General features: G+C 64.9%; 19 protein-coding genes. 5 read left to right on the forward strand and 14 right to left on the reverse strand.

The genetic code is table 11. The features are described 5' to 3' along the window. Positions 1 to 32: 32 nt before the first annotated feature. From AC56LV_RS17500 to AC56LV_RS17525, 6 genes are all read right to left on the reverse strand, one after another. Positions 33 to 527 (reverse strand): DUF6702 family protein, encoded by a 495-nt coding sequence (locus tag AC56LV_RS17500; RefSeq protein ID WP_499559486.1) that lies wholly within the window; start codon positions 525 to 527, stop codon positions 33 to 35. Next, positions 524 to 2899: a M1 family metallopeptidase gene (locus AC56LV_RS17505; protein ID WP_499559487.1), complete on the reverse strand. Its 2376-nt coding sequence runs from the start codon at positions 2897 to 2899 to the stop codon at positions 524 to 526. The genes AC56LV_RS17500 and AC56LV_RS17505 overlap by 4 nt, the downstream gene beginning before the upstream one ends. Before the next feature lie 70 nt (positions 2900 to 2969). Next, on the reverse strand, positions 2970 to 5348 hold the full coding sequence (locus tag AC56LV_RS17510; RefSeq protein WP_499559489.1) for a M1 family metallopeptidase: 2379 nt from the start codon (positions 5346 to 5348) through the stop codon (positions 2970 to 2972). A gap of 150 nt (positions 5349 to 5498) precedes the next feature. Next, the gene (locus tag AC56LV_RS17515) at positions 5499 to 6941 is read right to left on the reverse strand and encodes a serine hydrolase domain-containing protein (RefSeq protein ID WP_499559491.1); all 1443 of its coding nucleotides are present in this window, start codon (positions 6939 to 6941) and stop codon (positions 5499 to 5501) included. A gap of 78 nt (positions 6942 to 7019) precedes the next feature. Beyond that, entirely contained in the window at positions 7020 to 8198 is a 1179-nt protein-coding gene (locus AC56LV_RS17520) for a sensor histidine kinase (protein WP_499559493.1), read from the reverse strand. Positions 8199 to 8254: 56 nt separating this feature from the next. Beyond that, on the reverse strand, positions 8255 to 9304 hold the full coding sequence (locus AC56LV_RS17525; RefSeq protein ID WP_499559495.1) for a hypothetical protein: 1050 nt from the start codon (positions 9302 to 9304) through the stop codon (positions 8255 to 8257). A gap of 193 nt (positions 9305 to 9497) precedes the next feature. Here AC56LV_RS17525 and AC56LV_RS17530 point away from each other — a divergent pair, with 193 nt between their 5' ends. Next, positions 9498 to 10250: a hypothetical protein gene (locus tag AC56LV_RS17530; protein ID WP_499559497.1), complete on the forward strand. Its 753-nt coding sequence runs from the start codon at positions 9498 to 9500 to the stop codon at positions 10248 to 10250. A gap of 23 nt (positions 10251 to 10273) precedes the next feature. Here AC56LV_RS17530 and AC56LV_RS17535 read toward each other — a convergent pair whose 3' ends face one another. Next, positions 10274 to 12337, reverse strand: a complete 2064-nt coding sequence (locus tag AC56LV_RS17535; RefSeq protein ID WP_499559499.1) for a tetratricopeptide repeat-containing diguanylate cyclase — start codon at positions 12335 to 12337, stop codon at positions 10274 to 10276. Positions 12338 to 12550: 213 nt separating this feature from the next. Between AC56LV_RS17535 and AC56LV_RS17540 the strand changes: the two genes are divergently transcribed. Continuing rightward, the gene (locus tag AC56LV_RS17540) at positions 12551 to 13312 is read left to right on the forward strand and encodes a DUF2243 domain-containing protein (RefSeq protein WP_499559501.1); all 762 of its coding nucleotides are present in this window, start codon (positions 12551 to 12553) and stop codon (positions 13310 to 13312) included. Here AC56LV_RS17540 and AC56LV_RS17545 read toward each other — a convergent pair. The 4 genes from AC56LV_RS17545 to AC56LV_RS17560 form a co-directional block, all read right to left on the reverse strand. Beyond that, positions 13293 to 16157 carry a hybrid sensor histidine kinase/response regulator gene (locus AC56LV_RS17545; RefSeq protein WP_499559503.1) on the reverse strand — a complete coding sequence of 955 codons (2865 nt, stop codon included), beginning with the start codon at positions 16155 to 16157 and terminating at the stop codon, positions 13293 to 13295. The two genes, AC56LV_RS17540 and AC56LV_RS17545, sit on opposite strands and share 20 nt — an antisense overlap. Before the next feature lie 76 nt (positions 16158 to 16233). Then, a complete protein-coding gene (locus tag AC56LV_RS17550) occupies positions 16234 to 17994 on the reverse strand; it encodes an ABC transporter ATP-binding protein (protein WP_499559690.1) in 1761 nt (586 codons plus the stop codon). A gap of 79 nt (positions 17995 to 18073) precedes the next feature. Continuing rightward, entirely contained in the window at positions 18074 to 19864 is a 1791-nt protein-coding gene (locus tag AC56LV_RS17555) for an ABC transporter transmembrane domain-containing protein (protein WP_499559505.1), read from the reverse strand. 325 nt (positions 19865 to 20189) lie between these two features. Next, positions 20190 to 21011, reverse strand: coding sequence for a phasin family protein (locus AC56LV_RS17560; protein WP_499559507.1), 822 nt, complete (start codon positions 21009 to 21011; stop codon positions 20190 to 20192). A 174-nt stretch (positions 21012 to 21185) separates the two neighbouring features. On the opposite strand from AC56LV_RS17560, the gene AC56LV_RS17565 reads away from it, so the two are divergent. The 3 genes from AC56LV_RS17565 (at position 21186) to AC56LV_RS17575 (ending at position 23459) form a co-directional block, all read left to right on the forward strand. Further along, positions 21186 to 22463 (forward strand): amidohydrolase family protein, encoded by a 1278-nt coding sequence (locus tag AC56LV_RS17565; RefSeq protein WP_499559509.1) that lies wholly within the window; start codon positions 21186 to 21188, stop codon positions 22461 to 22463. An 82-nt stretch (positions 22464 to 22545) separates the two neighbouring features. After that, on the forward strand, positions 22546 to 23085 hold the full coding sequence (locus AC56LV_RS17570; RefSeq protein ID WP_499559511.1) for a GNAT family N-acetyltransferase: 540 nt from the start codon (positions 22546 to 22548) through the stop codon (positions 23083 to 23085). Between the two features lie 161 nt (positions 23086 to 23246). Continuing rightward, positions 23247 to 23459, forward strand: a complete 213-nt coding sequence (locus tag AC56LV_RS17575; protein WP_499559513.1) for a DUF7661 family protein — start codon at positions 23247 to 23249, stop codon at positions 23457 to 23459. A gap of 365 nt (positions 23460 to 23824) precedes the next feature. Here AC56LV_RS17575 and AC56LV_RS17580 read toward each other — a convergent pair whose 3' ends face one another. From AC56LV_RS17580 to AC56LV_RS17590, 3 genes are all read right to left on the reverse strand, one after another. After that, positions 23825 to 24013 carry a hypothetical protein gene (locus AC56LV_RS17580; RefSeq protein WP_499559514.1) on the reverse strand — a complete coding sequence of 63 codons (189 nt, stop codon included), beginning with the start codon at positions 24011 to 24013 and terminating at the stop codon, positions 23825 to 23827. 133 nt (positions 24014 to 24146) lie between these two features. Further along, on the reverse strand, positions 24147 to 25175 hold the full coding sequence (locus AC56LV_RS17585) for a methionine synthase (protein WP_499559516.1): 1029 nt from the start codon (positions 25173 to 25175) through the stop codon (positions 24147 to 24149). A gap of 26 nt (positions 25176 to 25201) precedes the next feature. Beyond that, positions 25202 to 26185: a DUF1852 domain-containing protein gene (locus AC56LV_RS17590; protein WP_499559692.1), complete on the reverse strand. Its 984-nt coding sequence runs from the start codon at positions 26183 to 26185 to the stop codon at positions 25202 to 25204. Positions 26186 to 26384 lie beyond the last annotated feature (199 nt).

Consider the following 26384-nt stretch of genomic DNA (forward strand, 5'->3'; position numbering starts at 1 on the left):
ACGAAGCAGCATGGGCAAATTCAGAGTAAGTTTCAGCGCGCGGGCTGTTCGAGCGTCTGGCGCATGAAGGTCAGCGAACGCACGGCGCCGCCTTCGTTGAGGTTCACGGTGTTGACCTGTTCGGCCATGAAGTCGACCAGGACGCCCTGGCGGATCACGGCCGCTGCCGACAGCGGCGTGGCGGCCAGCTCCTGGTAGATCACGACGCTTTGCGCATCGGCCGTCATGCCGACCCAGGTCACGGGCAGCTTCTTGCCGTTCTTGTCGGCGAGCCAGAAGTGGCGCTCGACGTAGGTGCGCAGCACGGCCTGGTCTTCCACGTCGCTCAGGTCGAACTGGCGCCCGTACAGATTGAGCAGCAGCGCGTCGATATCGTGCGCCGTGTAGGTGTGGACGATTTCCGTGCTCTCGGTGCGCGCGTTGTACGAGATGTCGGTCATGCCGAAGTGGAAGCGGTGCGCGCTGGCCGCAGCGCTGGCGCACAGCAGCAGCACCAGGAGCAGCGACTTCAATCCGTGCAGCGTCATTGGGCCGCCTTCGGCGCCGCGGTCGGTGCCGATTTTAAAGGCGTGGCCGCGTCGCGCATCAGGTTGTTCGGATCGCGCTCGGTCTTGAACAGTTCCAGGCGCGACGGCGTCACCTTGCGTGGCCAGCTATTGTTGCTGACATCGATGTCGGCCGTTTCCCAGTACGGGTCCTGCGTCAGGCCGACGATCGGTTCGTCGGTGACGAACAGCTTCGTGATCTTCTTGGGCGAATAACGCCACACCTCGGCCGGAATGCGCTCGATCGTTTTTTTGCCGCTCTTGAAGGTCAGCTCCACAATCAGCGGCATCACGAGCCCGCCACGATTGGAAAAGTCGACCAGCGTCAGGTGCTTGCCTTCCTTGAGTAGTGCCTTTTCCCAGTCTTCCAGGTCGGCCGTCGTTTCGGCAAACTTGTTGCGGTCCTTGTTGGTGACGGTGAATTCGTCATGCTCGTTGTAGAAGTCCTTCAGCTCCGGGTGCGCATCGACGCGGCGGGGCATACCCTGGTTGCGCTGGTCGGTTACCGACACCGGCTCGGCGGCGCGGCGCGCGCGCTGCCAGGCTTTTTCGACTTCCGGATCTTTCGACGACACCGTGTACTCGCTGATGCCGTCGACGCTGATGTCCACCGCGTCGGTCGTGTAGAACCAGCCGCGCCAGAACCAGTCGAGGTCCGTGCCGGATGCATCTTCCATCGTGCGGAAGAAGTCGGCCGGGGTGGGGCGCTTGAACTTCCAGCGTTCGGCGTATTCCTTGAATGCGAAGTCGAACAGCTCGCGCCCCAGCACCGTCTCGCGCAGGATGTTGAAGGCGGTAGCCGGCTTGGCGTAGGCGTTGGCGCCGCGCTGCAGCGTCGACTCGGCATTCGTCATGATCGGTGCCTGGTTCGTGCTGCGCATGTAGTCGACGATGTCGCGCGGCTCGCCACGGCGCGCCGGGTAGTTCTCTTCCCACGCCTGCTCGGCCAAAAACTGCAGGAAGCTGTTCATCCCTTCGTCCATCCAGGTCCACTGGCGCTCGTCCGAATTGACGATCATCGGGAAGTAGTTGTGGCCCACCTCGTGGATGATCACGCTGATCAGCCCATACTTGGCGGCCTGCGAGTACGTCAGCTCGCCGGTCTTGGCGTCCTTGACGGGGCGGCGGCCGTTAAACGACAGCATCGGGTATTCCATGCCGCCCACCGGGCCGTTGACCGAGATCGCCACCGGATACGGGTAGTCGAACGAGTACTTGTTGTACTGCTCGATCGTGTGGATCACGGCCGGCGTCGAGTACTTTTCCCACAGCGGGTTCGCTTCGGCCGGGTAGTACGACATCGCCATCACGTCCTGCTTGCCGCTCTTGATGCCCTGCGCATCCCAGATGAACTTGCGGCTCGACGCGAACGCGAAGTCGCGCACGTTCTTGGCGTTGAAGCGCCAGGTGCGATTGCCAGTGGCGCGGCTCTTTTCGGTTGCCTGCGCTTCGGCCTGCGACACGATCATCACGGGCTTGCCCGCGGTTTTCGCCTGCTGCAGGCGCCCGCGCTGGGCGCTGCTCAAGACCTCGCCCGCGTTCTGCAGCTCGCCCGTGGCGGCCACAATGTGGTCGCTCGGCACCGTGATCGCCACGTCGTAGTCGCCAAATTCCAACGTGAATTCGCCGTCGCCCAGGTATTGCGCGTTCTGCCAGCCGGCGGCGTCGTAGTAGGCGGCCATGCGCGGGAACCACTGCGCGATTTCGTAGATGTCGTTGCCGTCCTTGAAGCGCTCGAAGCCCATGCGCCGGCCCAGCACGTTCATCTCGGGGATGTTGAAGCGCCAGGCCACGTTGAACGACACCTTTGCACCGGGTTTCAATGGCTGCGGCAGGTCGATCCGCATCATCGTCTTGTTGATCGTGTGCGCCAGCGCGCGGCCGTCGCTGCCGGTCACGCTCTGGATGTCGATGCCGCCGGCGAACTTGCCTGCCTCCAGCGTGAAGCGCAGTGCGTCGAACTTCACGCCGTCGTTGCCCCTGGCCTGCCACGCGCTGCGCGACGGCAGCGTCGTGATCTTGCGGTTGTCCGAGTCGCTGCGGAACATGTTCTGGTCCAGCTGCACCCACAGGTACGACAGCGTATCGGGCGAGTTGTTGTGGTACGTGACCGTGCCGGCGCCGCTGATCGCGCGACTGGCTTCGTCGAGCGTCACGCGCAGCTTGTAGTCGGCGCGCTGCTGCCAGTAGGCGTGGCCCGGTGCGCCGGCCGCATTGCGCGTGACGCCGGGCGTCGGCAGCAGCTCGTCCAGCTGGCGGAACTTGTCGTCGAAGGCCGGGCCGGCCGCGCTGGCGGTCATCGCAACGCCAAGAGTGAAGGTCGCGAAGGCCGCGTGCAGGTGGGGGAGTTTCATGATCGTGGTGCCCAAAAAATGACATCGGGCGGATCGCTCCGCCCGGGTAATGAACCAAACGGATGCCGCGTTATTCCGCCGGCGTTGGCGCCGTTGCCGGAGCCCCTTCCGCATCCTTCGTCTTGAGCTTCGAATTGAAGTCGCGCATCAGGTTGTTCGGATCGCGGTCGGTCTTGAACAGTTCGAGACGCGACGGCGTCGCCTTGCGTGGCCAGCTGTTGTTGCTGACGTCGACGTCGGCCGTTTCCCAGTTCGGATCCTGCGTCAGGCCGACGATCGGTTCATCGGTGACGAACAGCTTCGTGATCTTGGTCGGCGAATAGCGCCACACTTCGGCCGGGATGCGCTCGATGGTTTTCTGGCCGTTCTTCAGCGTCAGTTCCACGATCAGCGGCGTGACCAGGCCACCCACGTTCGAGAAGTCGACCAGCGTCAGGTGCTTGCCTTCCTTGAGCAGCGCCTTTTCCCAGTCTTCCAGATCGGCCGTCGTTTCCGCGAACTTGTTGCGGTCCTTGTTGGTGACGGTGAACTCGTCGTTCTCGTTGTAGAAGTCCTTCAGTTCGGGATGCGCATCGACGCGGCGTGGCATGCCCTTGTTGCGCTGGTCCGTGATCGACACCGGCTCGGCGGCGCGGCGTGCGCGCGCCATGGCTTTCTCGACTTCCGGGTCCTTGGAGGACACCGTGTACTCGGTGATGCCGTCGACGCTGACGTCCACCGCATCGGTGGTGTAGAACCAGCCGCGCCAGAACCAGTCGAGGTCCGTGCCCGATGCGTCTTCCATCGTGCGGAAGAAGTCGGCCGGCGTCGGGCGCTTGAACTTCCAGCGCTCGGCGTATTCCTTGAACGCGAAGTCGAACAGTTCGCGGCCCAGCACCGTTTCGCGCAGCACGTTCAGCGCGGTGGCCGGCTTGGCATAGGCGTTGTTACCGAACTGCAGGACCGATTCCGAGTTCGTCATGATCGGCACCTGGTTGGTGCTCTTCATGTAGGTGGTGATGGCGCGCGGGTCGCCGCGGCCGCCCGGCCAGTTGGCTTCCCAGGCTTCCTGCGCCAGGAACTGCACGAACGAGTTCAGGCCCTCATCCATCCAGGTCCACTGGCGCTCGTCCGAATTGACGATCATCGGGAAGTAGTTGTGGCCCACTTCGTGGATGATCACGCCGATCAGGCCATACTTGGTGCGCTGCGAGTACGTCAGTTCGCCGGTCTTCCTGTCCTTGCTCGGACGCGGACCGTTAAACGAAATCATCGGGTATTCCATGCCGCCCACCGGACCGTTGACCGAGATCGCAGTCGGGTACGGGTAGTCGAACGAGTACTTGTTGTACTGCTCGATGGTGTGGATGATCGCCTGGGTCGAGTACTTCTCCCACAGCGGATTGCCTTCCTTCGGGTAGTACGACATCGCCAGCACGTCCTGCTTGCCGCTCTTGACCGCCTGCGCATCCCAGATGAACTTGCGGCTCGACGCGAACGCGAAGTCGCGCACGTTCTTCGCCTTGAAGTGCCAGGTTTTCATGGCCGTGCTGCGGACCTTCTCGGCCGCTTCGGCTTCGGCCTGGGTCACGATGATGACCGGCTTTTTCGCGGTCTTTGCCTGTTGCAGGCGATCGCGCTGGGCGGCCGTCAGGACCTCGCCCGGGTTTTGCAGCTCGCCGGTGGAAGCGACGATATGGTCGCCCGGCACCGTGATGCGCACGTCGTAGTCGCCAAACTCCAGCGTGAATTCGCCCGAGCCCAGGAACTGCTTGTGCTGCCAGCCGTACACATCGTAGTAGGCGGCCATGCGCGGGAACCACTGGGCAACTTCGAACAGGTCGTTCTTGTCGTCGAAGGTTTCATAGCCGGCGCGCCCGCCGAGCACCTTCTGCTCATTGATGTTGTAGCGCCAGTCGATACCGAACGTCACCTTCGCGCCGGGTTTGAGCGGCTGCGGCAGGTCGATCCGCATCATCGTCTTGTTGATGGTGTACGGCAGCGGGCGCCCGCCCGCATCCTTGACCGCCAGGATGTCGAAGCCGCCCGGGAACGTGCGCCCCTCGAGCACCGTGCGCAGGGCATCGTATTTCAGGCCGGTGGTCTGGGTACCGTTGGCCCACGCGTCACGCGAAGGCAGGATGGCGCTCTGGCGCGCATCCGAATCGGTCTTGTAGATGTTCTGGTCGAGCTGCACCCACAGGTATTTGAGGGTATCCGGGGAATTGTTGTGGTAGGTGACCGTACCGGCGCCGCTCAGTGCGCGTTTGGCTTCATCGAGCGTGGTGCGGATCGTGTAATCGGCGCGTTGCTGCCAGTAGGCGTGGCCCGGGGCGCCGGAGGCGGTGCGGATCGTGCCTGGGGTCGGCAGCAGCTCATCGAGCTGGCGGAACTTGTCGTCGAACGGTGCTGCGGCAAACGAAGATGCTGCGAGGCATAGAGCTGCTACGCCGATTGGCAAACGAAACATGATTCCCCTGGATTTGTTGTTGGAAATATGACAGGAATTCTATCGTTGATATTCGTCAATTGCTTAACGTATTTGTAAAAATCCAGATACATGTGGCGCGCACCACACCAATGACGCGCGCCTGCATGAAATTGCCCGATTAGTACGTGCTCATTGCATGTTGGCCACGCGTGCATACCCCCGTACCCACGTGCCCATGACGATCTGGCCATTGTCGGCATCCTGCTGGCGCAGTTCGATATCGCGCGACAGGACAAACAGCACCTTGTCCGATTCGGCGTACAGCGGTTCCCACTGGCCACTCTGGTTGACCATCAGCTGGCCCTTGCGCTCGGCGATGTCGAAGTCCGGCGCGCCGTCCAGCTTGTAGCGGCCCACCAGCGTGCGCCGCGTTTCCGGCGCAAGCGCGACGGCCTTGCGCAGTTTGGTCTGGTTGGTGTCCCACTGGTACTCGTAGGCGATGGCGCGCATCAGACCTGCCGCCACGTCGATGCCATTGTCGCCATTGGTCAGGATGACCGCGCCGCTGCCGTCAGCGACGGCAGCGTAGAACACCGCCTTGAAGCCCTGGTTGCTGCCACCGTGGCTGAAGCCCTTGCCGTGGTCCTGTATCTGCAAGCCCAGCGCATAGTTGTTCTTCACCGGCTGGAGCATCGTGCGCGTCATCGCGGGCGTGAGCACGCCGTCCGTTGCCCCGGCCGCGCCCTGCTGGATCGCGATCGCGAAGCGCGCCAGGTCGTGCGGCGTGGTCCACAGGCCGGCGGCAGCCTGCTCGGGATAGGTGTAGGCGCCGCCGGGGAACGGCTTGCCGTCTTCGTCATGCGGCCGCGCGGCATTGGGCGCCAGATCCGGCGGGAGCGGCTGGGCATAGGTGTTGGCGGTCATGCCCAGCGGCGCCAGCACCAGTTCGCGCAGGATCGCGTCGAATGGCTGGCCGGCGCGATCGATCATCGCCTGCTGCACCAGCGTGTAGCCGCCGCCCGAGTAGCGGAAGGCCGACCCCGGCGCCGCGTTGACCCGGATGGCCTTCGTGTTGGCTGGGCCGGCACCATCGAGCACCTGCTGCAGCGTCGGCACGCTCTTGCCGGCGGCGTAGCCGGGAAAGCCCGAGACGCTCATGCCGCCGGTGTGCGACAGCAGCTGGCGCAGGCTCGGCATGCCGTCACCCTTTGGCAGCGTCCAGCTAGTGAGCGCCTGGTCGATGCCGGCGTCCAGATCGAGCTTGCCCTGTTCGACCATGCGCAGCGCCGCCATGGCCGACACGGATTTGCTGAGCGAGGCGGCCTGGAACAGCGTCTGCGGCGTGACGGCCGGCCCGCCGGTCCAGGCCACGCCATAGCCGCGCGTCCAGGCCACCTTGCCGTCCTTGATCACGGCCACGCTCACGCCCGGCACGTTCAGCCGTTTCATTTCGTCGAGCAGGGCCAGGGGTGCTACCGGCACATCGGCCAGGGCGACTTCCGGGCGCAGGCCGGACTCGATGCGGGCGATGGCGGCGCTGTCGTCGGCATATGCGCAGGCAGCGGCCAGCGTTGCGATGCAGGCGGCGAGGTAAGCAACATGGGAGTGGCGGCGGGGCAGGGCGGAACGCATCTTCTTCTCCAGACATGGTTGCACAAATGGCAAACAGTATGGGCAGGCGCGGCCAGGCCGGCAAGCATTGGGAGAAAGCTATGCCACCGGCATGCTGAAGGTGAACGTGATGCGCCCGTCCGTTGAGGTGACGCCGATCGCGCCGTCGTGGCCGCGCGCGATCTGGTCGACGATGTACAGGCCCAGTCCCAGGCCGTCGTCGCCGGCGCGCGAGGTGGCGCGCCAGTAGGGCTTGAACAGCTGGTCGATGACTGCCTGGCTCAGATCGGGGCCGGCGTTGCTCACGGCGAGCACGAAGCTGGCGCCGTCGATGCGCGCCTCTACGTGGATCGGCTCTCCGCTGTCGCCATGCAGCAGCGCATTCTTGAGCAGGTTCGACAGCAGCTGGGCGAGCCGCTGCGGATCGCTGCGCAGCGCGACGTCACGCGCGATGTCGGACCGGATCACGCGGTCGGGATACACGCCGCGCAGTTCGTCGACCACCTGGTCGAGCATCAGGTGCACGTCGGTGCTCTGGCACAGTTCGAGCGCCAGGCCAGAGCCCATGCGCCCGCGCGTGAAATCGACCACGTTGTCGACCAGGCCGGCCATGCGCATGGCGCTGCTGCGCACGCGTTCGACGATCTTGTCGGTGGCCGGATCGGTGCTGCGGTGCTTGAGCAGTTCGGCGCCGGTCAGGATGGCGCTGAGCGGGGTGCGCAGGTCGTGGCCCAGCACGGCGATGAACTGTTCGCGCAGTTCGGCTGTCTCGCGTTCGGACAGCAGGTCCGAGCGGGTATCGCGCAGCGAGCGGTCGGTTTCGAGCTGGCGTGAAATGAGTTCGGCAAACAGCGTCAGCGCCGACACCGTGGCGCCCTCGCTCAAGGCGGCCGGCTCGGGATCGAGACCGCACAACGTGCCGAAGTAGTCGCCGTCGGGACGGAAGATCGGGATCGAAAAATAGCTCTGGAAGCCGTACAGGCGCGGCGTGTGGTGATCGCGATACGAATCACTGTCACGCACGCTGTCGATGACGATCGGCTGGCGCGTCGCGCGCACTTCTTCGCACAGCGTGGTGGTGACGTCCAGCGGGTGGCCCGCCTGCAGGCCGAACCCGAGCTGGTCGTGGACGGCGCAGGTGGTCCAGGTGGTGTCGGTGACGTGCGCGATGCAGACGAACCCCAGCCCGGTCATGGTCGCCACGGTTTCCAGCACGCGCGGCACGGCGGCAATGGCCTGGATTTCCCTGACATGCTGGGAGACGGTGTCTGGCATCATGGGGCCCTGGTCAATGAGGTCGAAATCATACCATCCGCAGGCAGGCGCGGTCCGATTCAGGCCAGCCAGCGCCCGTCGGCATATACCTGGACCTCGCCCAAAAACACCGCATCGGTGACCGCGAACACGTCGATGTGAAAGCGCGCATCCTTGCGCTTGAAGCCCGGCTTCGTATACACGCCGTGCTTGGCGCCGAGCGACAGGTGGATGCCGCACATGCGCTCATACGTCCCGATATCGTCGACCCGCAGCTCGCGCGTGAAAGCGCGGTTCAGGCCGAAGCCCAGCTCGCGCACCCAGACTTCGCCTTCCTCGAGGCGGATGTTTTCGAGCACCTGTTCGAAGGCGGGCGTCGCATGTTCGGTGCCGGTCACGCGACCCGCTTCGATGATCAAGGTGACTGGTACGTCGGGATGGTTCGAGCGGTAACTGGTGTCGCCGAACACGTGGATCTGCACCCGGCCATGCACGGCTTCGAGGTCTTGCGCTTCGGTGAATACTTCGCCGATCGGGAACTGGCCGCCGACGTTGTTCATCTCGCTGTAGTCGCCGATATTGAGCTTCGCCGCTTCGAACGGCGAGGCGAAGGTGAGCGTCTCGCCGCCGCCGACCACGCGGCCATGCGGCGCGCTGTCGATCAGCGCCTTGAGCGCGCGCCCGGTGCCGCGGAAGTAGGCGGGGTCGTAGGCCAGCGCATTGACATAGTGTTCGCCCTGGATGCCGGGCATGCGCGACAGGTGCACGTGCTCGACCACTTTTAAATCGAGCTTGAACAGCTCGACGCGGATGCGAAAGCCGTCGAGCCGGAAATTGGTCGACTGGACCAGCACCACCAGGTCGTGCGCGGCCATCGAGCGGAACGCCGCCAGCACCGCATCGGGCGTGACGCTGTCGAAGTCCACGAACGCGGCCTCGGGCAGATTGCGCCGGTAGCCCGCGAGCAGCGCGCGCGCCAGCGGCGTGCGCGTGTCGTACACGACCAGCGCCTTGTGCGCCGGGCCGTGTTCGAGGGCGATCGACAGCACGGCCGCCAGGTGCGCGGTCGCGGCGTCCACCACGGTGGCGGGCAGGTCGTCGTCGGAAAGGAGGGGGGCGGCAGCGGTCATCGGCGCACAGGAAGGGAGAGGGAAGCAGCCATTATACGTTCCGTTGCACCGTCAGGGATCAGGCGGCGCTACCGGGCAAACAGCGCGACGCTTGGCCGTGCGGGGCGCTATCATGCGGCCTTCCATCACGATCAAGACAGCGGTTGGCAGGCCGTCTTTCGGCATGTACGGCAACAGCGAAATACGGGGCACCATGGCACACAACGATTCCTGCATCAATACCGGCTGCGGCCGCGCGTTTCCACAGCCGGTCGATTTTTGTCCGTGGTGCGGTACGGCGCAGCGGCCGGTCAACGCCGTGCCGGCGCCGCCGGTCGTGAGGCCACCCGCGCTTCCCGTGCCACCGACGGCCCCCGTGCCGCCGGCGCCAGTCATCGCGGCGCCAGTCGTTCAACCACCGCCAGCGCCGAAGCCGATTCCGGCGCCAGCACCACCAGCACCCCCAGCGTCGCCGCTGCCACCCGTGCGCGCCAATCCCGCACCACGCCCGCCCGTCCCAACGCGCAAACCGATCCGCCTGCGCTGGTGGCTGATCGGCCTCGGCGTCCTGTGGCTGGCCTGGATGCTGACCAAGCCGACCGCGGCCCGCATCGAGCGGCGCATGGCGTCGGCCATCGCCCTGGCCAAGGAGTGCAAGCCGAAGGAAGCGCAGGACGAGTTGATTGCGCTGCGCAAGACGCGTGCGACGCCCGAGCAGCTGCGCCAGGTCCAGAGCAGGCTCAATACGGCGGCAGCGGCCTGCACCCGCGCCGGGCAGCGCCGCGCCGCGTGGACCACCGCTAACAACGCCATCGAGCGCCTGCTGAATACGGGCAGCTTCGAACAGGCCCGCACCCGCCTGGCCACGTTTACCAAGCGCTGGGGTGAGGACGGGCGCACGCGCGAAGTCAAGGCGCGCATCGACGCCGGCCGGCGCGATCATCCGCTGGCCGATCCTTCGCGCTGAGCCCGGAAATCGCCCGCGCCGACTTAAGCGTTGGCGGCGCGCGGCATGTCCGGATCGCCGTACACGATGGCCATGTCGACCTGGCCGGAGCGCCAGGCGTGCTCCAGGTTCTGCTCGATCACATCCAGGTTCACACGCTCGCCATCGGCGAAACCGCGCACGCCGTAGGCACGGTTGCGGCCATGCGACTTGGCCATGTACAGCGCCATGTCCACCAGGTTGACCACGCGCTCCCAGGCCATGGCCTGCCTGCCGACGGCAAGCGGGAACGGCGCGAAGCCGATCGACACGGTCACGGTGATCTGCACGCCGGCATGATCGATGACGGTGGCGTTGATGCCGCCCAGGATGCGCGCAGCCACTTCGTCCATCCGGTGGCGCGGCACCGAGGGCAGGAAGGCCAGGAACTCTTCGCCGCCCCAGCGCACGATCATGTCGGTCTCGCGCAGGATCTCGGCCAGGCTGGCCGAGATCGTGGTCAGCACCGTGTCGCCGGCCGCGTGGCCGTGGGTGTCGTTGATATGCTTGAAGTGGTCGACGTCCAGCAGGAACAGCGCGCCGACGCCGTCCGCCCCGGCTGCTGACGGCGTCGATGGGGGCAGTGCGCGCATGTACTCGAGGAAGTGGCGGCGGTTGTACAGGCCCGTGAGCGGATCGCGCGCGCTCTGCTGCTTGAGTTCGAAGTTCTTGGCGTGCAGCTGCGCGTTTGCATGGCGCACCTTGCGGTACAACAGACCCACCACGATGGCCGCCAGCGCGATCACGACCAGCACCAGCCACCAGACGCGCTGCTGCAGGCGGCGGTTGTCGAGTTCGGCCGATTTGATCGTGTTCTCGCTGCGCAGCAGTTCGATCTGGCGCTGCTTGCGTTCGGCCTCGTACTTCTCTTGCAGCTCGAGCATGGCCTGCTGGCGGCGCTTTTCGAACAGTTCGTTCGACAGCGTGCGCTCGCGGTGGTAGGCCTTCAGGGCCCCCGGCAGGTCGCCCACGCGCTCGAGCGCCATGCCGTACTCCACCAGTGCGGTTTGCAGTTCGGGCTTGTCGCCCATTTCTTCATAGCCGGCGATGCCGGCCTCGATATGGCGCTTGCCTTCGACGAGGCGGCCGGTGGCCAGGAAGGCCTGGCCCAGGTTCAGGTGCGCGATCGCGTCGAGCCGGCGGTCGTTCAGGGTTTTCAGCGCGTCGAGCGCCTGCTGCGCGTAGACGACGGCGTTGCGGTAATCCCCCATCTTGAGATACCAGTCCGACAGGTTGACCAGGGTGCCGGCGATGCGGTTGGTGGCGCCGATCTTGCGTTCGAGCGCCAGGCCGTCCTGCAGCGCGCGCAGGGCGCGCTCGTTCTGGCCGGTGTCCATCGCCAGGCCGTACTCGATCCGCTTGAGCAGCGCCGTACGTCCGGGCGAGTTGGCGCTGGCCGCAGCGGCGTAGGCCTCGTCCAGCACGTCGAAGCCTTTTTCGGGTTCGCGCATCCGGGCGTACAGGCGCGCCAGGGAGTACTGCGCCATCACGATATGGATTGGATCGCCGTTCGAGCGCGCCAGCGCGGCGGCGCTTTGCAGACCCTGCAGGGCGCGCGGCAGATTGCCTTCTTCGGCATACGATTCACCTGACGAAATCGCCGTGCGCACGCGCAGGTCGATATCGTTCGTGGTATTGGCCAGTTTCTCGGCTTCCCAGATCAGGCGGTGGGCTTCGCCCGGACGGTGCTGGGCGAACGCGGCATACCCCTGCATCAGCAGACCCTTGGCCAGTGCGCCGGTGTGATCGTGTTGGCGGCCCAGCGCAATGAGCTCGTTGGCCAGCGCGACTGCCTGGGCATGCTGGCCCATGCCGTGGCGGGCGGCGGCCATCTGGTTCAGGAATTCGATCCGCTGCGGCAGCGGTGCAATGCGCGCTTCGTCCTCGATGGCTTCGAGCATCGGCAGGGCGCGTTCGGGAACGACGCGGTTGGCTTCCCGGATCTCGGCCAGGCGCGCGTCGAGCACCGGGCTGTCGCTGGCGAGCGCGCAGGCCGACGCAACGCACAGTGACAAGGCCACGGCGTTGAATCGGGAGCGCGACAAGGCGCGATGCAGGATAGCGAACATGCCGTGGTTTCGTCGCGCCGGCAAGAGCCGGTGGAAGTTGGTTTGGAACATTATATTGCTGTTGCAAACAAGAAATTCAATTTGTCGTGAAATGTCACAAAAATGACACAGCGGCATCGTTTCCAAGTGTCCCACGCAGCGCAGGCAAGCGTGCGTGCGCCGTCGAACCATCGCCCTATACTGGCCGGACGATTATCCCTGTAGAGGCCGGTCATGTGGAAATCACCGTGGGTCAGGTGGGGTGGGGCGCTGGGCTTTGCCCTAGGCGGTTTTTTTGACGGCATCCTGCTGCACCAGATCCTGCAATGGCATCATCTGTTCAGCCTCGTGCCCGGCATGGACGACCTGCGCCTGCAGGTGCTGTGGGACGGTTACTTTCATCTGCTGATGTACGTGGTGGCGCTTGTGGGCCTGGCAGGCCTGTGGCGCGCGCAGCGGCGCGGCGCAATGCACTGGGGCCGGCCGCTGGCGGGCGCCATGCTGGCCGGCTTCGGCTCGTGGCATGCGATCGATGCGCTGCTGTCGCACTGGCTGCTGGGCATCCACCGCATCCGCGTCGACAGTCCCGATCCGCTGCTGTGGGACCTGGTCTGGCTGGTCGTGTTCGGCATCGCGCCGCTGGTGCTGGGCCTGCGCTGGCTGCGCCGGCCGGGCGCTGGCGGCACGGGCGCGCGCGCTTCGGTGGTCGGCCTGGTGCTGCTGGCCGCCGGCAGCGCGGCCCTCGGTGGCTGGGCACTGGTACCGCCGCCTGGCCAGAACCTCACCACGGTCGTGTTTCATCCGGGCGCCGGACCGCGCGAAGTGTTTGCCGCGCTCGACGCCGTCGACGGGCGCCTGGTCTGGAGCGACCGCGCGATGGGCGTGGTCGTGATGGCCATCCCGGTCCGGGATCACCTTACCCTGTACCGGCACGGCGCGCTGCTGGTGAGCGGGGCGGGCGCGCCGGGCGGCTGCGTCAACTGGAGCCGGCCTTGAACCTGGCCGGCTTTTCGGCCAGCGTCGCCAGCAGGCGCGCCAGTTCCAGCGTGTCGACCGGCTTGACGAGGTGGTACGAAAAGCCCGCGTTCATGCTCGAGCCGCGGTCGGACTCCTGGCCGTAGCCGGTGATCGCGATGAAGGTGGCGCCTGCGCCACCGGCGCGCTGGCGCAGGCGCTGTGCCAGTTCGTAGCCATCCATGTCGGGCAGTCCAATATCGAGCAGGAACACATCGACCGTGTCGACCCGCGCGCGTTCGAGCGCCGCGTGCGGACTGTGTTCGGTGATTACGTCGTGCCCGGCCGCGTCGAGGAACATCGACAGCATCTGCGCCGCATCGACGTTGTCGTCCACGACCATGATGCGCAGGCGCGGTCCGGTGGGCGCCGGCAACCGGTGCGCCGGCGCGGGCAGCGCATCGACATCGCTCGCCACGGCCGGCAGCACGACCGTGAATTCGCTGCCCTGGCCCAGGCCCGCGCTGTGCGCCGACACGGCGCCGCCATGCAGCTCGACCAGGCTGTGCACCAGGGCCAGGCCGATGCCCAGACCGCCCTGCGAGCGGTCCGACGTGCGCTCGCCCTGCATGAACAGCTCGAACACGCTGGCGATCAGTGACGGCGCCATGCCGATACCGTTGTCGCGCACCGTGAAGCGCACGAGCGGCCCGTGTACCTCCAGCGACACGGCAATCTCGCCGCCTTCCGGCGTGTACTTGGCCGCATTGCCCAGCAGGTTGGCCAGCACCTGCACGAGGCGCTTCTGGTCGCCGCGCACGAAAGCCGGTTCGTGCGGCGTGTGCACGTCCAGGCTGTGCCGGCGCGCAGCGATCAGGGGCCTGGTCTGCTCGACGGCATCGGCAATCAGTGCCTTGGCGTCGAGGATGTCGTGTTCGAGCGTGATCAGGCCGCGCGTGACGCGCGAGACGTCCATCAGGTCGTTAATCAGGCTTGTCATGTGCCTGACCTGTCGGGTGATGATGCCGCTCGTCTGGCGCAGGCGCGCTTCATCGAGGTGCGCCATGCGCAGCAGGTCGGCTGCAGCGCCGATCGGGGCGAGGGGATTACGCAGTTCGTGCGCGAGCATGGCCAGAAATTCGTCCTTGCGCCTGTCGGCCTCGCGCAGCTGGCGCTGCGCCACCTTGCGCTCGGTGATGTCGCGGAAGAAGAGCGCCATGCTGTCGTCGAGGGACGGGTAGATGCGCAGTTCCATCCACGCCTGGCGCCCGTCCGGCCAGGCGAACGGCACGTCCCGGATTTGGGCGGCGTGGCTGGCCAGCACGCGCCCGGACAGCGCGTCGGTCGCGTCGCCGTCGAGCCAGGGCCAGACCGCGCCGGCCGGCATGCCGACAATCGCCTCGCGCGGGCGCCGCGCCAGCCGCACGCCTTCGTCGTTCACCTGGCGCACCGTCAGGTCGCTGCCGACGATGGCAAAGCCTTCCTTCATGCTCGACAACACGTGCTGGCTCAGATCGCGCTCGCGCACCAGTTCGGCCTGGGCGCTGTACTGCATCGAGACGTCGGTGCCTTCGATCAGGATGCCGGTGACGGTGCCTTCGGCGTCCAGCACCGGCTGGTAGATGAAGTCGACCATCAGTTCGTCGAGCGGTGCGTCCGGCGTGCGCTGGAGCTTGATCGGCATGCCCCGGCTGATGAACGGCACGCCCGTTGCATACACTTCGTCGAGCAGTTCGAAGAAACCCTGGCCCCCGAGCTCGGGCAGTGCGGCGCGCACTGGCAGGCCGAGGATGTCGCGCTCGCCCACCAGGGACCCGAAGGCCGCATTGGCCAGGTCGAACATGTGCTGCGGACCCTGCGTGACGGCCAGGAAGCTGGGCGCCTGGTCGAACATGTGGCGCAGGCGTTCGATTTCGGTGGCCAGGTTCTGGCGCACGAGCTGCTCGGCGCGCAGGCGACTGAGCACGCCCTCGATCTGGTCCAGGCTTTCGCGGGCCGACAGCACGTCGCCATCGGTCCAGCGGTACGGCGCATGTTTGCCGACGGCCAGCACCGTGCCGACGCTGCCATCCTTGATGGCCGGCAGGATCAGCAGCGAGGCGATGCCGGGTACTGGCGCCTGATCGCGCAGGTCGTCGAGCCGCACGGGCGCACCCCCATCGAGCGCCGTATGCCAGGCGGCGCGCGGGCCGTCCAGCGCAATCGTCAGCGCGGCGCCATCTGGCGTGGCCGGTTCGAGGACCAGGCAGCGCGTGGCTGCGTCGATGGCGCCAAGGCGCACGAACGGCGCCCCCAGGTAGTCGCAGAGCGCCAGGCTGGCCGCCTGCATCGCGGCGTCCGGGCCCGGCATCTGGCGCAGGTCCTGCGCCAGCTTCAGGCGAAACGCCTGGCGCCGTTCGAGGTCCATGCGCGCCGTGGTTTCGACGGCCGCCGTGAACATGCCGAGCACGGCGCCGCTGTCGTCGCGAATCGGGCTGTACGAAAACGTGAAATGCGCGAGGCCCAGCATGCCATTACGGCGGATCCAGAGCGGCAGATCCTCGCCCCTGACGGCTTCGCCCTGTTGCATGACCTGCCCGACCATGGGGCCGATGGTGTCCCAGATTTCCTGCCATGACTCGAAGGCCGGCCCGCCGAAGCCTGTGACGTCCTTGTCGTCGCCGATGATCGGCTGGTAAGCGTCGTTATATAACTGGATCAGGTCGGGCCCCCACCAGATCGCGATCGGGAAATGCGAGTCGAGGCAGATGTTCAGGGCCAGGTTCAGGCTGTGCGGCCAGGTGGCGCGCGGCCCCAGCGTCGAGACGCTCCAGTCATGCTCGCGCAGGCGCCGGGCCATGCGGCCCGGCTGGTTGAACGACGGAACTGCAGCCGGTTGTAAGGTCATGATCGCGTGCAGTGATGATGAACCGTCATCATAAGCCGAGGCGGGCAAATCGGCCGCACAGTCGGTGCGTGCCGTCCTAGAGGGCGATCTGCTGCAGCAGATACAGGCGCTGGTACAGGCCGCCCTCGATGCGCATCAGTTCTTCGTGCGGCCCGGCTTCGGTGATCCGGCCGTGGTTGAGCACGATGATGCGGTCGGCGTCGCGGATCGTCGACAGGCGGTGCGCGATGGCGATGATGGTCACCTTGCCGCGCAGTTCTTCGAGTGCCTGTTGCACTACCTGTTCGGTCGCGCTGTCGATGCGCGACGTCGCTTCGTCGAGCAGCAGGATGCGCGGCTCGCCCGCCAGTGCGCGGGCAATCGCGATCAGCTGCTTCTGGCCCGACGACAGGCGCGAGCCGCCTTCGCCCAGCTGCGTGTCGTAACCCTGTTCGAGCGCGCTGATGAAATCGTGCGCATGCGCCGCGCGCGCTGCATCCATCAGGCGTTCGAGCGGCAGGCCGCGGCCCATGTCGATGTTTTCGCGCGCGCTGGCGGCCAGGATGAACGGGTCTTGCGGCACCAGGCCCACTTCGTTGCGGAAGCGCTCGTTGCCGATCTTCGCCAGCGGCACGCCGCCGATCTCGATGCTGCCCTGTTCGACGACGTAGTAGCGCAGCAGCAGCGACAGCAGCGTCGACTTGCCGCTGCCCGTGTGGCCGACGACGCCGAAGAACGCGCCTTGCGGAACGTCCAGCGACAGGTCGTGCAGCACCGGCTGGCCCGGAACATACGCAAATTCGACGTTGCGCACGCTGACGGCCGGTGCGTCGGGCGAAAACGCATTCTGACCATGGATGCGGTCCACGTCGTGTTCGGGCGCGCCGGCTTCGTCGAGCAGCGTGTTCACGCGCGCGGCTGCGACCACCGCCTGCTGCAGGCCGCTGAACTGCATCGTGATCTGGATGAGCGGCTCGACCACGCGGGCGATGTAGCTGACGAACGCATACAGCACGCCCACTTCGACCGCGCCGATCTCGCGCTGGCCGAACGCGAAGATCACCAGCGCCAGCAGGGCCACGTTGAGCAGATCCAGCGCAGGGCGCAGCAGGAAGGCGTTGGCGCGCAGCTCGGCCAGGCGCGCCGTGTAGTGGGTGCGGTTGGTGACGAGGAAACGTTCGCCGAAGCGCAGCTCCGCATTGCTGGCCTGGAGCACGGTCATGCCGCCGATCGACTCGGCCATCTGCGCATTGATGTCGCTGCGCAGGGCGCGCGCACGGGTGACGGCCGGCGCCGACAGGCGCTGATACAGCCAGACAATGCCGACCACCGCCGGCACCAGCAACAGCACGATCAGCATCAGGCGCCAGTCGAGCCAGGCCATCGCGACCATCGTGCCGATCAGGACGATCGAATTGTCGAGCATGACGTACAACACCTGGATGTAGAGCGTCTTGACGGCTTCGGTATCGTTGGTCACGCGGCTGACCAGCTGACCGGTGATGGCGCGGTCGAAGAAGGCCATCGGCAGGCGCAGCACATGGCCATAAACCCATTCGCGCAGGCGCTGCACCGAGCGCATCGCCACGCCGGACAGGCGGATCAGCTGCAGGTAGCGCACCCAGCTCGAGACCCAGCCGGTGACCACCAGGCCGCCCAGCAGCAGAGCCATCTGCGGCCAGTCGAGATTGCGTGGGAGCAGGTGGTCGTCGATCAGCGCCTTGCCCAGCAGCGGGCCGACCACTTCGAAAGCCGCCGCCAGGATCAGCCACAGCGTGGCGATGATCAGGTGGCGCTGTTCGGGCGCGGCGGCGCGGCGCAGCAGGCGCGTGGCCAGCTTGGCCTGGTCGCGTATCACGCCGCGTTCCAGGCTGTTATCGGTCTTGGGCGGCGGCGTGGTGGTGGTGGTGGATGCGTCGGCTGTGTCCAGCGTTGCTTCAGGTTGCGTCAAGGCTGGCCTCCAGTTGTTGATAGCGCCACTGGCTGGCGTACCAGCCATCCAGCAGCAAGAGTTCGTCGTGCGTGCCGGCTTCGATCACGCGTCCGGCGCGCAGCACCACGATATGGTCGGCCCCGACCACTGCCGACAGGCGGTGGCTGGCGATGATGGCGGCGCGCTCGGGCCGCGCCCGGCGCAGTTCGGCCAGGTGTTCGAGGATGCGCGTTTCGGTGCCGGTGTCCACCGCCGACAGCGCGTCGTCGAGCAGCAGCAGCGGATTGTCGGCCAGCAGCGCACGCGCAATCGCCACGCGCTGGCGCTGGCCGCCCGAGAGCGTGATGCCTTTTTCGCCGACCGGGGTGTCGTAACCATACGGGAAGCGCAGGATGTCGTCGTGGATGGCGGCCATGCGCGCGGCGCCTTCGATCTCGGCGCGCGTGGCGTCAGGCCGGGCCAGCGCGATGTTCTCGGCAATCGTGGACGAGAACAAAAACGACTCTTGCGGCACCCAGCTGGTGGCGCTGCGCAGGGCGCTCAGGCGATAGGCGTCGAGCGGCTGCCCGGCCCAGCGCACCTGGCCCTGTTGCGGCGTCGCCTGGCGCAGCAGCACGCGCAGCAGCGTCGATTTGCCGGAGCCGGTCGGACCGACGAGACCCAGCGTCTGGCCGGGTTCGAGCGTGACGGACACGCCGGAGAGGGCAGGCGCCTGCGCCGTGTCGTCAGCGGACGCGCCGTCTTGGCCAGCGCCGTTCACGCCATACGTGAACGTGACGCCATCAAGTACCAGCGGGCCCTGGCCCACCTGGTCGATGGTGCCAGCGTCTTCGACCGACAGCGGCGCCTCGAGCAGCGGCTGCAGGCGCGCCATGCCGGCGCGGCCCCGTTCGATCAGCGTGACCACCCAGCCGGCGGCGAACATCGGCCAGATCAGCTGGCCCAGGTACATCGTGAAGCTGGTCAGCGCACCGACCGTCAGCTCGTTCTGCCAGACCAGGTAGCCGCCCAGGCCCAGCGTCAGGCCGGTGGCGGCAGTCAGCGCCAGGCCAACGGCCGGCTCGTAGGCCGCTTCCCATTTCTGCGCGGTGAGGCTGGCCTCGGCCGCGTTGGCCGTCAGCACGCCGAACTGGGTGCTGCTGCGCGCTTCGAGGCCGAGGGCGCGCAGCGTGCGCACGCCCGACAGCGACTCTTGCACATGGTCGTTCAGCTTCGAGAAACCCTTGAGCGCATCCCCCTCGGCCTTCTGGATGTGGGTCGAGATGTACCAGAACGCGAGTCCCATCAGCGGGAACGGCAGCAGCGCGACCAGCGCCAGGCGCCAGTCCACGCCCAGTGTCATGATCCCGAGGACCATCACCAGCGTGAGCGTGCCGTCGAACGCGGCCAGCAGGGCCTCGCCGGCAGCCATCTCGATGGCGTCGATGTCATTGGTGGCCAGTGCCATCAGGTCGCCGGTGCGCTGGCGCTGGTAGAAGGCAGGGCCTTGCGCGGCCAGGCGCGCATACAGGCGCGTGCGCAGCTCGACGCCGAGCTGGTAGGCGGCCGAATACAGGCGGATTCGCCAGCACACGCGCAGCACATAGATGGCCACGCCCAGGCCGAGAACCTGGGCGATGCCGAGCAGAAGGTCCTGCTCGCCAAGGCGGTTGTTGGCGAGCGCGTCGACCAGTGCGCCGACCTTGCGGGGGATGAGAACCGTACAGATCGCGACGCCGACGAGCATCACGGCCGACGAGGCATAGGATTGCCAATGACGGCGCACGAAGCCGCCGATCAGCCTGGACAAACTCATTCGAATTCCTTGCGGTTGCGCCCGAAAAAAAAGCGGGCCGTAACCCTGATGCCGGCGTAGGGTGGGCGGGTCCCCGCCCACGCGTTCAACCAATGTCAATGCGCCACGAAATCAGCGTGATTTGAACACGCCGCCACGAAATCAGCGTGATTTGAACACGCCGCTACGGTATCAGCGTGATTTGAACGCGTGGACGGCAGAGCCGTCCACCCTACGGCATCAGGGCGAGAGTCCGCTAGTGTAATCGTTTCGCCTGTTTGGCGCAGCGGCACCGTTGTTGCCGCGCTTGTCCGATGCCTTGTCGGCGTTGGCGTGAGCCGCTGCTTTACTTGCGGCGCCGGCGTGGCGTGGCCGCCGTGGCAGGGGCGTCCGGGTCGCGCCGCTCGATCGTCGCGGCCGCTGGCGCCGGTGGCGTCGCGGCCAGGACGGCGCCGTTGCCGGCAGCCTGGGCGATCGGCGTGGGCTTGGCTGCAGGACTCGACAATACATTCAGCGCCGCGTCATCGGGTGCTGGTTCCTGCAGCACGCTGGCCACCGCCTCAATGGCCGGGGCAGGCTGGGGCGCTGCTTCTGCCTGTGGCGCTGCTTCGACTTCCGGCTCGGGCGCTTCGGCAACATGCGCCGGTGCGACGGCGACGGGTTCTGGCGTTGGCGCTGCTGCAACGGCATCGATCGTGCGCTCGGCTGCTGCCTGCACGGTGTCGGCGGTGGCCTTGCCGGCATCGACGACGGCCTGCGCCATGTCGGCGACCGGCGCCATCTCGGCGACCGGCGCCATCTCGGCGACCGGCGCCATCTCAGCGACCGGCGCCGGTGCGGGCTTTGCGCTGCGCAGCAGGAATGGCTGGGCGCCGACAGCGATACCGAGCAATTCGCGGCTATACGCAAACAGGCTGTGCACCTGTTCTTCGGCATGGCTGCGCAGCACGGCGAGGTCACGCGCATCGCGCGCGCCGATCAGCTGGCGGGCGGTCTGCGCCGAGCGCTCGAGGACTTCCTGGGACGTGGTCAGATTGAGCGCCGTGATGCGGCTGGCGCTGTCGATTGCCTGGGTGGCCAGTGCATTGAGCACCGTGAGCTGAGCGTTCATCGGTGCAGTCAGGTAATTGTTGGGTGCTGCGGACAACTGCTCGGAGAGTGAGGTCATGAAGTTTCCTATCTATCAAGTATGGCGCGCTGCAATAAAGTCAGTGTACCCACGATTGTTGGCCGGTGCAATGAACGATGGTCGCTTATTCGGCGCGGATGATATTGCGTTGCAGCATTGCCATATGGTTGTGCCACAGTTGCTACAATCGGACAACCATTCAATGGAGTCACCATGGACCTCGTGATCCGCAATACCACGCTGCCCGATGGCCGCACCGGCATCGACATCGGCATTCTGGACGGCCGCATCGCGGCGCTGGCGCCGCAACTGGCCGCACGGGGCGTGCGCGAGATCGACGCCGCCGGCGACCTGGTCAGCCCGCCATTCGTCGATGCACACTTCCATATGGATGCCACGCTGAGCTACGGCCTGCCGCGCGTCAACCAGAGCGGCACCTTGCTGGAAGGAATCGCGCTGTGGGGCGAACTGAAACCGCAACTGAGCCAGGATGCGCTGATCGAGCGCGCGTTGCGTTATTGCGACTGGGCGGTGGCGCGCGGCCTGCTCGCGATCCGCACCCACGTGGACGTCTGCGACGACCGGCTGCTGGCGGTTGAGGCGCTGCTGGAAGTCAAGCGCCGCGTCGCGCCGTATCTCGACCTGCAACTGGTCGCCTTCCCGCAAGACGGCCTGCTGCGCAGCGCCAACGCGTTCGAGAACCTGAAGCGCTCGATCGCCATGGGCGTCGATGTCGTCGGCGGCATTCCTCACTTCGAGCGCACGATGGCGCAGGGCGCCGAATCCGTCCGCCTGCTGTGCGAATTCGCGGCCGAGCAGGGCCTGCGCGTGGACATGCACTGCGACGAGAGCGACGACCCGATGTCGCGCCATATCGAAACGCTGGCATATGAAACGCAGCGCCTGGGGCTGCAGGGCAGGGTGGCCGGCTCGCATCTGACGTCGATGCATTCGATGGACAATTATTACGTGAGCAAGCTGATTCCGCTGATCGCGGAGAGCGGCGTGGCGGCGATCGCCAATCCGCTCATCAACATCACGCTGCAGGGCCGCAACGATACTTACCCGAAGCGGCGCGGCATGACGCGCGTGCCCGAGCTGATGGCAGCGGGCGTCGATGTCGCCTTCGGCCACGATTGTGTGCTCGATCCGTGGTACGGCATGGGCTCGGGCGACATGCTCGAGGTGGCGCACATGGGGCTGCACGTGGCGCAGATGACGGGGCTGGAAGCAATGCAGTCGTGCTTTACCGCCATTACCGAGACGCCTGCGCGCATCCTTGGCCTGGAAGGCTACGGCCTGGCGCCGGGCTGCCACGCCGACCTGATGATCCTCGACGCCGGCTCGACGGTGGAAGCGATCCGTCTGCGCGCCCCGCGCCGCCTCGTGTTGCGGCGCGGTCAGGTCGTGTCCGAAGCGCCAGCGGCGGCCAGCCGCCTGCATCTGCCGGGCCGGCCCGACAGCGCCGACTTCCGTCTCGGCCGTGGCTAAACTGTCAATGTAGCGCGTGATAATTCGTGGTTTTTCAGGCAAAATAGCGGACCGCCCTGTCCTGGCACTCCCGTAGATTGTTGTGAAAGACCTTGTTATTCGCCCTGCGCTCGACGCCGATTTTGAGTCGATCTGGGCTATTTTTTGCGCCCATATCGAGGCAGGTGAAACCTATGTCTTCAGCACGGCGACGTCCCGCGAAGCCGGTTACCACTACTGGCTGGGTGAGGGCGTGGGCAGTTTTGTCGCGGTGAGTCCGGGCGGCCGGGTATTGGGCATGTACCGCCTGGTGCCGAACCAGGTCGGGCGCGGCCACCACGTGGCCAATGCCTCGTACATGGTCAACCCGGCGGCGCAGGGCGCTGGCGTGGGCCGCGCGATGGGTCAGCACAGCCTGAATGAAGCGCGCAGCCGCGGCTATCTGGCGATGCAATTCAACCATGTGGTCAGCACCAATGGACCGGCCATCGGCCTGTGGAAGAAGCTTGGGTTTTCGATTGTCGGGACGCTGCCCAAGGCGTTTCGCCACAAGCGCCTGGGCTATATCGATGCTTACGTGATGTACCAGTTGCTGCAGGATCCGGATCACTGGCCGACGGCGGACGACGCGCCGGGCGGGTAAAGGGGGCTGCGGATGCGGTTGCATGTGCCTCGCGGGTAGAAACCGGTCATTGGTAGCATTTCGATCTTGGCAACCTGCTACGATGATCGACGTCTGGGTCGGCCAAGAGAAGACCGTCGTTTTGTAACGCTATCTAATCGCTTACCACGAGCAATGGCACGATGAAATTCAATATTTACGGTCGCTTTCAAGTAGACGTGCGACGTGAGAACGAATTCTGGGTCGTGTATCGTTCAGAGCTGGGGAAGCGAGCGCGGCTGAACGATGTGGTGATCCCGTCGAACTTGGTAGTGCAAGACCTAGCTACTTATCTCGATGACATCTTTCATGAGTTCGCCAAGTTCGGGGAAAATGTTGAGGTAATGCCCGACTGAGCATCAAGCAGAGCTGTAACTGTCTGCTTTGGGTTGTTTCCTGCCTGTGGTGACAGTCCGTAATTTCCTCAGCTCAGCACCCTGCTATCCTGCGCTGGGCGGCCAACACGATGTGAGGGTCAGGTCTGACATTTGGACCCGGACTCTACCTTGGTCCTTCACGAGGGCTATCACGGATAGACCTATTGTTGAGCTCGTGTCTGAATGTCAGACCTGACCCCGATTGGAGCCCGCGTAATGCGGTCGTATGCTGCCAGGTCACTGGCCGACGAATGACGACGCGCCGGGTAGGTGGCGGGTGATACGGATGCTGTTACAGGCATCCGGTAGCGGCTATCTGGCCGCCACCATCTGAACAACGACGCTCAGCTTTCGCGCTTCACGGTCCCCTGGTCGTACTGGTCGTCGTCAGTCTCACTTGGCGGCATCGCGGCCTGCTGGTCGTCTTCAGTTGCAGGCGGTTTGCCCACGGCATCGTCGTTGCCCGTGCCGTCACCCATACGCTGCTGATCACGATGTGCGTTGACGCCATTGTCTTCATTTTGCATGGCCATGCTGATCTCCTTGTCATGAAATATAGCCTCATGATAGGCAGTTACCTTCAGCGCACGAATAGTCCCGAAGCTGGCGCGAATGTAGGATTGCACTGTCTACACTCGGCCTGCATGGCCCGAGAACGTCACCCGATCAGGCTGACAGTTCCCGCCGAATGATCTCGGCGCCCGCGTTCAACGCAGCCAGCTTGGCTTTCGCGACGTGCCGCGACAACGGTGCCATTCCACAATTGGTGCAAGGGCACAGCTTGTCGGCGTCGACGAACTTCAGCGCCTTGCGCAAGGTATTGGCCACTTCTTCCGGCGTTTCGATGATATTGCTCGCCACGTCAATCGCGCCAACCATTACTTTCTTGCCGCGAATAAGTTCCAGCAGATCCATCGGGACATGCGAGTTGTGGCATTCCAGCGAGACAATATCGATGTTCGATTTCTGCAACTGCGGGAAGATGGATTCGTACTGGCGCCATTCCGATCCCAGCGTCTTTTTCCAGTCCGTATTGGCCTTGATGCCGTAGCCGTAGCAGATATGGACCGCCGTTTCGCATTTGAGGCCCTCGATTGCCCGTTCCAGCGTGGCGATGCCCCAGTCGTTGACTTCATCGAAAAACACATTGAACGCCGGTTCGTCGAACTGGATGATGTCGACACCGGCTGCTTCCAGCTCGCGCGCTTCCTGGTTCAGGATTTTTGCAAATTCCCAGGCCAGCTTTTCACGGCTTTTGTAGTGGCTGTCGTAGAGCGTGTCGATCATGGTCATCGGGCCGGGCAGGGCCCATTTGATCGGCTTGTCCGTCTGCTGACGCAAAAATTTGGCATCGTCGACAAACACCGGCTTCGGGCGGCTCACGGCGCCAACCACGGTCGGGACGCTGGCATCGTAACGATTGCGGATCCTGACCGTTTCGCGCTTTTCGAAATCGACACCGTTCAGGTGTTCGATGAAGGTCGTGACGAAATGCTGGCGCGTCTGCTCGCCATCGCTGACGATATCGATGCCTGTCTGTTGCTGGTCTTCGAGTGACAGGCGCAATGCATCCTGTTTGCCCTCGACCAGTTCTTCGTTTTGCAGTTTCCAGGGGGACCAAAGGGTTTCTGGTTCTGCGAGCCAGGCGGGTTTCGGCAGACTGCCGGCGGTTGAAGTGGGTAACAATTTTTTCATGTCAGATCGCTTTGCGTGTTTGGTCTTCAGAAGGTGTAGCTGGCGGCCCAGCGCTCGAGGATTGGCTGGAATGGCTTGATGAAGTGTTCTTCAGCAAATTTCCCCTGCTTGACGGCGAGCTGGCTGCGCTCTTCCCGGTCGTACACGATCTGCGTCAGTGAATAATCCTGGTGTTTCAATTTCGGCTGAAAGTGTTTCGCTGCCGAAGCATTGGCGTTATAGATCTCGGGCCGGTAAATCTTCTGAAACGCTTCCATCGTGCTGACCGTGCCTGTCAGTTCCAGATCGGTGTAGTCGGCCAGCAGATCGCCGACAAAATAGAAGGACAGTGGTGCAACGCTGTCGGGCGGCATGAAGTAGCGCACCCGCAGTCCCATCTTGCTGAAGTATTGGTCGGTCAGGGAGGGTTCATCCTGAACGTATTCCACGCCCAATACAGGATGTTGATGTTCGGTGCGGTGGTACGTTTTGTTGGTTGAAATACTCAGGCAGATCACCGGCGGCTTGCCGAAATGTTCTTTATACGCCGCCGACGCAATGAAGCACTGGAACAGCTTTCCGTGCAGGTCGCCAAAGTTATCCGGGACGCCAAATTCCTGTCGATCCTTGTTGTGGTCCGACAGCAGGACGCTGAAGTCATAATCGCGCACGTACGAAGAAAAATTATTTCCCGCGATGCCTTCGATGCGCTCATTGGTCTCGCGATCGACGATAGTGGTTTTCAATATTTCGATCAGCGGGAACGCATCACCACCGCCTTCGGCCGACACCGCCATCTCGACCGACACGATGTCGAGCTCGAGGGCATAACGATCTCCCCTGGGATTGTCCACCTGGGCCAGCGCATTGAAACGCGCGTCCATCATGTTCAAGGCCTTGCGCAGATTGTCCTGCCGATGTTCTCCCCTGGCCAGGTTCGCGAAATTGGTCGTGATTCGCGTGCCGTCGGCCGGGCGGTAATGTTCATCGAACCGAACGGTCTTGATCGCAAACGTAAAATCTTCATTCATCATAGCCAGCTGCTCCGGGATTGAGAGCACACCTGTGTGTGCCCGGTCCGTCGATTATGACCAGTCAGTCGATTGAATAAAAGTGATGTTAACTCATTCAACGATGAATTTCGTTCATGGTTCGCATCCTATGCTCAGGGCCCTGGGCCCTGCACGCGAGCGTTGTGTAACGCACCCAGCGGCGTCAATGCCGGTGATA

It is taken from the genome of Telluria sp. RB2R28, from assembly GCF_059685835.1.